The following is a 6,561-nucleotide window of genomic DNA, read 5'->3' as shown; positions in this document are numbered from 1 at the left end:
ATGTGTATAAGAGACAGCCCGCATCCCGCATCCCGCAGGGGCCGGGCCACAGCACGCACGGCGGCACCGTACGGCGCCACCGGCGGCGCACAGGCCCGGGCCAGCAGCGGCGCCGCACCACGGCCGCACGCGGCGACACGGCAGCGGCACGGCGGCGGCAGGAGGGCGGCACGCGACCCGCGTCACGACACCGCACGGGAAGGCACACCGGAACACCCGCAGGCCGCCCACGGCCCGCAGAGCGCCCCCGGGACGCGTGTGGGCCGGACACCGTGACGGTGTCCGGCCCACACGACGCGCTCGGCGCTACTTCTTGCGGCGGCGCCCGCCGCCGCCCTTCTGCGCCTTGCGACGCTCGGCCCGGGTCATCCCGTCACCGGAGGAACGCCCGCCCTCGGCGTCCTCGCTGGAGAAGTCGCCCTCGACCACGCCGCCCTCGCCGTCCACCGTGGGGGCGGAGAAGTGCAGCCGGTCGGGCCGCTGCGGCGCGTCCAGGCCCTTGGCCCGGATCTCCGGACGCCCGGCCCCGGCGGCCACGGGGGCGTCCTGCTTGTCCAGCGACGGCCGCTGCGCCTCGTCCTCGACCGGAACCTCCTCGACCTGCTGCTCGACCTGGACCTCCAGGTTGAACAGGTAGCCGACGGACTCCTCCTTGATGCCCTCCATCATGGCGTTGAACATGTCGAAGCCCTCGCGCTGGTACTCGACCAGCGGGTCCTTCTGCGCCATGGCCCGCAGGCCGATGCCCTCCTGGAGGTAGTCCATCTCGTAGAGGTGCTCACGCCACTTGCGGTCCAGGACCGACAGCACCACGCGCCGCTCCAGCTCACGCATGATCTCCGAGCCGAGCGTCTTCTCGCGCTCCGCGTACTGCTCGTGGATGTCGTCCTTGACCGACTCGGCGATGAAGTCGGCGGTGACCCCGGCCAGATCGCCCGCGGCCTCCTCCAGCTCCTCCACCGTGACCTTCACCGGGTAGAGCTGCTTGAAGGCGCCCCACAGCCGGTCCAGGTCCCACTCCTCGGAGAAGCCCTCGGCGGTCTCCTGGCGGATGTAGTCGTCGATCGTGTCGTCCATGAAGTGGCGGATCTGGTCCTGGAGGTCCTCGCCCTCCAGCACGCGGCGCCGCTCCCCGTAGATGACCTCGCGCTGCCGGTTGAGCACCTCGTCGTACTTCAGGACGTTCTTACGCGTCTCGAAGTTCTGCTGCTCCACCTGCGACTGAGCGGAAGCGATCGCCCGGGTCACCATCTTGTTCTCGATCGGCACGTCGTCCGGGACGTTCGCCATCGACATCACGCGCTCGACCATCTGCGCCTTGAACAGCCGCATCAGGTCGTCGCCCAGCGACAGGTAGAACCGGGACTCACCCGGGTCACCCTGACGCCCGGAACGGCCGCGCAGCTGGTTGTCGATGCGCCGCGACTCGTGCCGCTCGGTGCCCAGGACGTACAGCCCGCCGAGCTCCTTGACCTCTTCGAACTCGGCCCGCACGGCCTCTTCGGCCTTCTCCAGGGCGGCGGGCAGGGCCGCGGCCCACTCCTCGACGTGCTCGACGGGGTCCAGCCCGCGCTGGCGCAGCTCCGCCTCGGCGAGGTCGTCGGGGTTGCCGCCGAGCTTGATGTCGGTGCCTCGGCCGGCCATGTTCGTGGCGACCGTCACCGCGCCCTTGCGGCCGGCCTGGGCGACGATCGTCGCCTCACGGTCGTGCTGCTTGGCGTTGAGCACCTCGTGCTGGACACCGCGCTTGGAGAGCTGCTGCGAGAGGTACTCGGACTTCTCGACCGAAGTCGTGCCGACCAGGATCGGCTGCCCCTTCTCGTGCTTCTCGGCGATGTCGTCGACGACGGCGGCGAACTTGGCGACCTCGGTGCGGTAGATCAGGTCCGACTGGTCGGCGCGCTGCATGGGCCGGTTCGTCGGGATCGGCACGACGCCCAGCTTGTAGATCTGGTGGAACTCGGCGGCCTCGGTCATCGCCGTACCGGTCATCCCGGAGAGCTTGCCGTACAGGCGGAAGAAGTTCTGCAGGGTGATCGTGGCGAGCGTCTGGTTCTCGTCCTTGATGTCCACCCCTTCCTTCGCCTCGATGGCCTGGTGCATGCCCTCGTTGTAACGGCGGCCGGCGAGGATACGGCCGGTGTGCTCGTCGACGATCATGACTTCGCCGTCGATGACGACGTAGTCCTTGTCCTTCTTGAAGAGTTCCTTGGCCTTGATCGCGTTGTTGAGGTACCCGACGAGCGGTGTGTTGACCGACTCGTAGAGGTTGTCGATCCCGAGCCAGTCCTCGACCTTCGAGACACCGGGCTCGTGGATGGCCACGGTCCGCTTCTTCTCGTCGACCTCGTAGTCGCCGGTCTCCTCGATGCCCTTCAGCGGGTTGCCCGCCTCGCCCCTGGTCAGGCGCGTGACCAGCTTGGCGAAGTCGCCGTACCACTTGGTGGCCTGGTCGGCCGGGCCGGAGATGATCAGCGGCGTACGCGCCTCGTCCACGAGGATCGAGTCGACCTCGTCGACGATCGCGAAGTTGTGTCCGCGCTGGACGAGCTCCTCCTGCGACCACGCCATGTTGTCGCGGAGGTAGTCGAAGCCGAACTCGTTGTTCGTGCCGTAGGTGATGTCGCACGCGTACTGCTCTCGACGCTGCGCGGGCGTCATGTTGGCGACGATGCAGCCGACCTCGAGTCCGAGGAACTTGTGCACCCGTCCCATCATCTCGGAGTCGCGGGAGGCCAGGTAGTCGTTCACCGTGATCAGGTGCACGCCCTTGCCGGAGAGCGCGTTGAGGTAGGCGGGCAGCGTGCCGACGAGGGTCTTGCCCTCACCGGTCTTCATCTCGGCCACGTAGCCGAGGTGCAGCGCGGCACCGCCCATGATCTGGACGTCGTAGTGGCGCTGTCCCAGGACGCGCTTGGCGGCCTCACGGACGGTCGCGAACGCTTCGGGAAGCAGGTCGTCCAGGCTCTCGCCGTCCGCGTACCGTTCCTTGTACTCGTCGGTGAGCGCCCGCAGCTCGGCGTCGGAGAGGTTGACGAAGTCCTCTTCGATGGAGCTGACCTGGTCCGCGATGCGGTGCAGTTTGCGCAGGATCTTGCCTTCGCCTGCACGCATGAGCTTGTTGAAGACGGACACTGAGGCTGGTCTCCTTGCCGGTCGGGCCTGGCACTGGGTCGTGTGATGGACTCTGGCGCGGGCACGGCAGGTGGGCCCCACCGCAACGGTCATCGTAAGGGAGGACCCCGCCGTGCCGGGAGGGCTGCTGCCGCGTCGGACCCGGCGCACCCTCCACAGAACAACGGCCGGAGGGTGCGGAAGGTGCCGGGGAAGCCGGAAAAGTGCTCGCGCCGCTCACCCCGGATCACCACAATCCCCTCATGGAGCCCCTCACTCTCACCACCGGACGCCTGGTCCTGCGTCCCTTCGAGCCGCAGGACGCCCAGGAGGTCCACGCCGCCTGCCAGGACCCCGGCATCCAGCGCTGGACGGTCGTTCCCTCTCCGTACACCCGTGCCGACGCGGAGCTCTTCACCGGGACGCTGTCCCCGGACGGCTGGGCGGACGACACCATGTACAACTTCGCCGTGGTACTCCGGGAGAACGGCCCGCTGGTCGGCGCGCTCGGCGTCAACCGCCGCACCCTGACGGGCACCTACGAGATCGGCTTCTGGACGGCCAGGGAGCACCGCGGCCGCGGCCTCATGACGGAGGCCGTACTCGAAGCGGCACGCTGGTCCTTCACGGACCTCGCCGCGGACCGCCTGGAGTGGCGGGCCGAGGTCGGCAACGCCCCGTCCCGGGCGCTCGCCCTGCGGGCCGGCTTCCGCATGGAGGGCGACCAGCGCTCGGCCCTGCTCAACAAGGGCACACGGCGTGACACCTGGACCGGTGCGCTGCTCCCCGCCGACCTGGGGCTCCCCGGTGCGCATCCGTATCTTCCGGCCCCGGGTGTCAGTGGCACGCCCTAAGGTTCCACGCATGACGTCCGCGCCGCCGCCCGTTCTGGAACTCTCCGCCGACCAGGCCCGCCGGATCGCCCTGCGCGCGCAGGGTCTCCTGGGCGCCCCCGACCGCAGAGGCGGGGTCAGAGGGGTGCTCCGCCACCTCGGGGCGGTCCAGCTCGACACGATCTCGGTGCTGGCCCGCTCGCACGAGCTCGTCCCCTACGCACGGCTCGGCGCCGTCGGCCGCCGCACGGTCGAGGAGGCGTACTGGTCGGGCGGGCGCTCCTTCGAGTACTGGTCGCATGCCGCGTGCATCCTGCCGGTGGAGGAGTGGCCCCACTTCGCCTTCCGCCGCCGCGCCTACCGCTCCCGCCCGCACTGGAACCATCCGCTGCCCGACGGGGCCTACGACACGGTGATCAAGCAGCTGGAGACGGAGGGGCCGCTGACGGCCACCGAACTGGGCGGCGCGAAGAACGGCGGCGAGTGGTGGGACTGGTCGGCGTCCAAGGTCGCCGTCGAACGGGCCCTGATGTACGGCGAAGTGGTGTGCACCGAACGACGCGGCTGGAAGCGCGTCTACGACCTGGCCGAGCGTGCCATCCCCGGCACCTTCCTCCACGACGACCTGGACGACACCGAGTGCCGGCGCCGGCTGGTCGCACTGGCGGGCCGCTCGCTCGGCATCGGCACCCGGTCGGACATCGCCGACTACCACCGCCTCAGGGCCGAGGAGTTCGACGCCGTCGTGGCGGACTCCGGCCTCGTGCCGGTCTCCGTGCGGGGCTGGGCGAAACCGGCCTGGGCGGACCCGGCGGCGCTGGCGACGGAGCCGCGCGGACGCCATCGGACGACGCTCCTGTCGCCGTTCGACTCGCTCGTCTGGGAACGGGCCCGTACGGAGCGGATCTTCGCCTTCACCCACCGTCTGGAGGCGTACGTGCCCCGGCTCAAGCGGGTCCACGGCTACTTCGCGATGCCCCTGCTGGCGGGCGGCAGGCTCCAGGGCCGGGTGGATCCGGCACGGGAGGGCACCACGCTGGTCGCCCGGCAGGTGTCACTGGACGGCCGGAAGTCCGTGGTGCCGATGGCCGAGGCCCTGGTGGAGGCGGCCTCTTGGGTCGGGTGCACGGCCGTGCGGCTGGAGAAGGTCGAAGCGCCGGAGCTGCGCGAGCCGCTCATGGCGGAGATCGCCCGCGCCCTCGCGTGAGCGCGTCCGCCGGACGACACAGCCGGACCGCGTTTACGCCGCCCGAGGGCCTCCCCGGGCGGCCTAGGGGGGATCAACGGATTTCGAGGATCTTCTCCCGCATCGCGTAGACCACGGCTTCCATCCGGGAGTGCAACTGCAGTTTCTCGAGGATGTTGCGGACGTGGTTCTTCACGGTGTTCTCCGAGATGAACAATTCCTTGGCGATGTCCCGGTTGTTCATCCCGGTGGCGACGAGCTTGAGCACTTCCAGCTCCCGCTCGGTGAGCCGGGGGGCGGGCACGAGCCGGCGCTCGTCGGTGCGCTGGATCATCGACTTGAACTCGGTCAGCAGTTTCGACGCCATCGACGGACTGATCTGGGACTGGCCGTCCGCCACCGCGCGGATCGCCGTGGAGACCTCGTCGGTGGAGATCTCCTTGAGGAGATAACCGGTGGCACCCGCCTTGATCGCCTCGTAGAGGTCGGCTTCCTCGTCGCTGATCGTCAACATGATGATCTTCGCGCTGGGCGCCACCTCCTTGATCGAGGTGCACGCCTCGATGCCGCCCCGCCGAGGCATCCGGACGTCCATCAGCACGATGTCGGGCAGGAGGTCCGCGGCCTTGTCGACCGCCTCGGCGCCGTCCCCCGCCTCCCCGACGACCTCGATGTCCTCCTCGTGGGCGAGGACGATCTCCAGGCCCCTGCGGAAGAGCGCGTGGTCGTCGACCACGAGGACCCGGATGGGCTCCTTGCGCGAGCCGTCGTCGTCCGTCCCGCAGTCGGCCACCGCGGCGTCGTGGGCACCCTTCGCCCTGCTTACGGGCCCGAAGGTGTCCGCCATCGTTCCTCCCCCTGAAGGCCACGGCCTGAGGTCACAGGCTGCCCGCCAACGGCACTCACGGGAACGCCGGTTGGCTTGGGGCGCCATGATTTCATGCCCCGAGGCAGGAGCGGTGCTCCTGCCTCGGGGAGACGCGCCGCCCCGGAGCGCACAGACGCTTCCGAGGTGCCCCGCGCGTACGGGCTGTGGCCGGTGTCAGCCGCCCAGCGCACCGCCCGCGCCGCCCGCCTCGTCGGCGGCCAGCGGGTCGGTCCGCAGGTGGATGACGCCGTAGTCGTAGGCGTGCCGCCGGTAGACGACACTGGGCTCCTTGGTCTCCGAGTCGACGAACAGGTAGAAGTCGTGCCCGACCAGCTCCATCTCGTAGAGCGCCTGGTCGAGCGACATCGGTGCCGCGACGTGTGTCTTCTCGCGCACCACGAGGGGGCCGTCGCCCTCCACGTCGAGCGAACCGGCCTTGGTGGTGGCTACGGGCGGCGCCGCCTCGCTGCCGATCAGCTCACCGTCCCCGTTGAACGAAGCGACGCCCGGTACGACTTCGCCCACCTCCGCGGCGGACCGCCGGCCGCTGCCACGGCGGG

At 69.8% G+C, this 6,561-nt stretch carries 5 protein-coding genes and 1 pseudogene; 3 read left to right on the top strand and 3 right to left on the bottom strand.

The window, feature by feature from the left end:
• Positions 1-276 (top strand): annotated as a pseudogene (locus tag IH13_RS44690) (hypothetical protein); the annotation flags it as partial.
• 30 nt (positions 277-306) lie between these two features.
• Here the strand turns inward: IH13_RS44690 and secA are convergent.
• Positions 307-3,135: a preprotein translocase subunit SecA gene (gene secA / locus IH13_RS0118100; protein WP_031085706.1), complete on the bottom strand. Its 2,829-nt coding sequence runs from the start codon at positions 3,133-3,135 to the stop codon at positions 307-309.
• A 242-nt stretch (positions 3,136-3,377) separates the two neighbouring features.
• Between secA and IH13_RS0118095 the strand changes: the two genes are divergently transcribed.
• Positions 3,378-3,968: a GNAT family N-acetyltransferase gene (locus tag IH13_RS0118095; RefSeq protein ID WP_031085705.1), complete on the top strand. Its 591-nt coding sequence runs from the start codon at positions 3,378-3,380 to the stop codon at positions 3,966-3,968.
• Positions 3,969-3,978: 10 nt separating this feature from the next.
• Positions 3,979-5,154, top strand: coding sequence for a winged helix-turn-helix domain-containing protein (locus IH13_RS0118090; protein ID WP_031085704.1), 1,176 nt, complete (start codon positions 3,979-3,981; stop codon positions 5,152-5,154).
• A 73-nt stretch (positions 5,155-5,227) separates the two neighbouring features.
• On the opposite strand, the gene IH13_RS0118085 is transcribed toward IH13_RS0118090, so the two are convergent.
• A complete protein-coding gene (locus IH13_RS0118085) occupies positions 5,228-5,980 on the bottom strand; it encodes a response regulator (protein WP_031085702.1) in 753 nt (250 codons plus the stop codon).
• 195 nt (positions 5,981-6,175) lie between these two features.
• The coding region (locus IH13_RS0118080) for a sigma 54 modulation/S30EA ribosomal C-terminal domain-containing protein (protein WP_031085701.1) at positions 6,176-6,561 on the bottom strand (386 nt) is incomplete at its 5' end.

This window comes from Streptomyces sp. NRRL WC-3549, from assembly GCF_000721935.1.
Classification (GTDB): domain Bacteria; phylum Actinomycetota; class Actinomycetes; order Streptomycetales; family Streptomycetaceae; genus Streptomyces.
Note: the sequence above shows the minus strand (reverse complement) of the source record. Positions and strands in the feature narration are given on the sequence as shown.

Excerpts from the sequence above, each read along its gene's own strand:
- IH13_RS0118095 (WP_031085705.1), top strand. The coding sequence starts at position 3,378 with ATGGAGCCCCTCACTCTCACCACCGGACGCCTGGTCCTGCGTCCCTTC.
- IH13_RS0118090 (WP_031085704.1), top strand. The coding sequence starts at position 3,979 with ATGACGTCCGCGCCGCCGCCCGTTCTGGAACTCTCCGCCGACCAGGCC.
- IH13_RS0118085 (WP_031085702.1), bottom strand. The coding sequence starts at position 5,980 with ATGGCGGACACCTTCGGGCCCGTAAGCAGGGCGAAGGGTGCCCACGAC.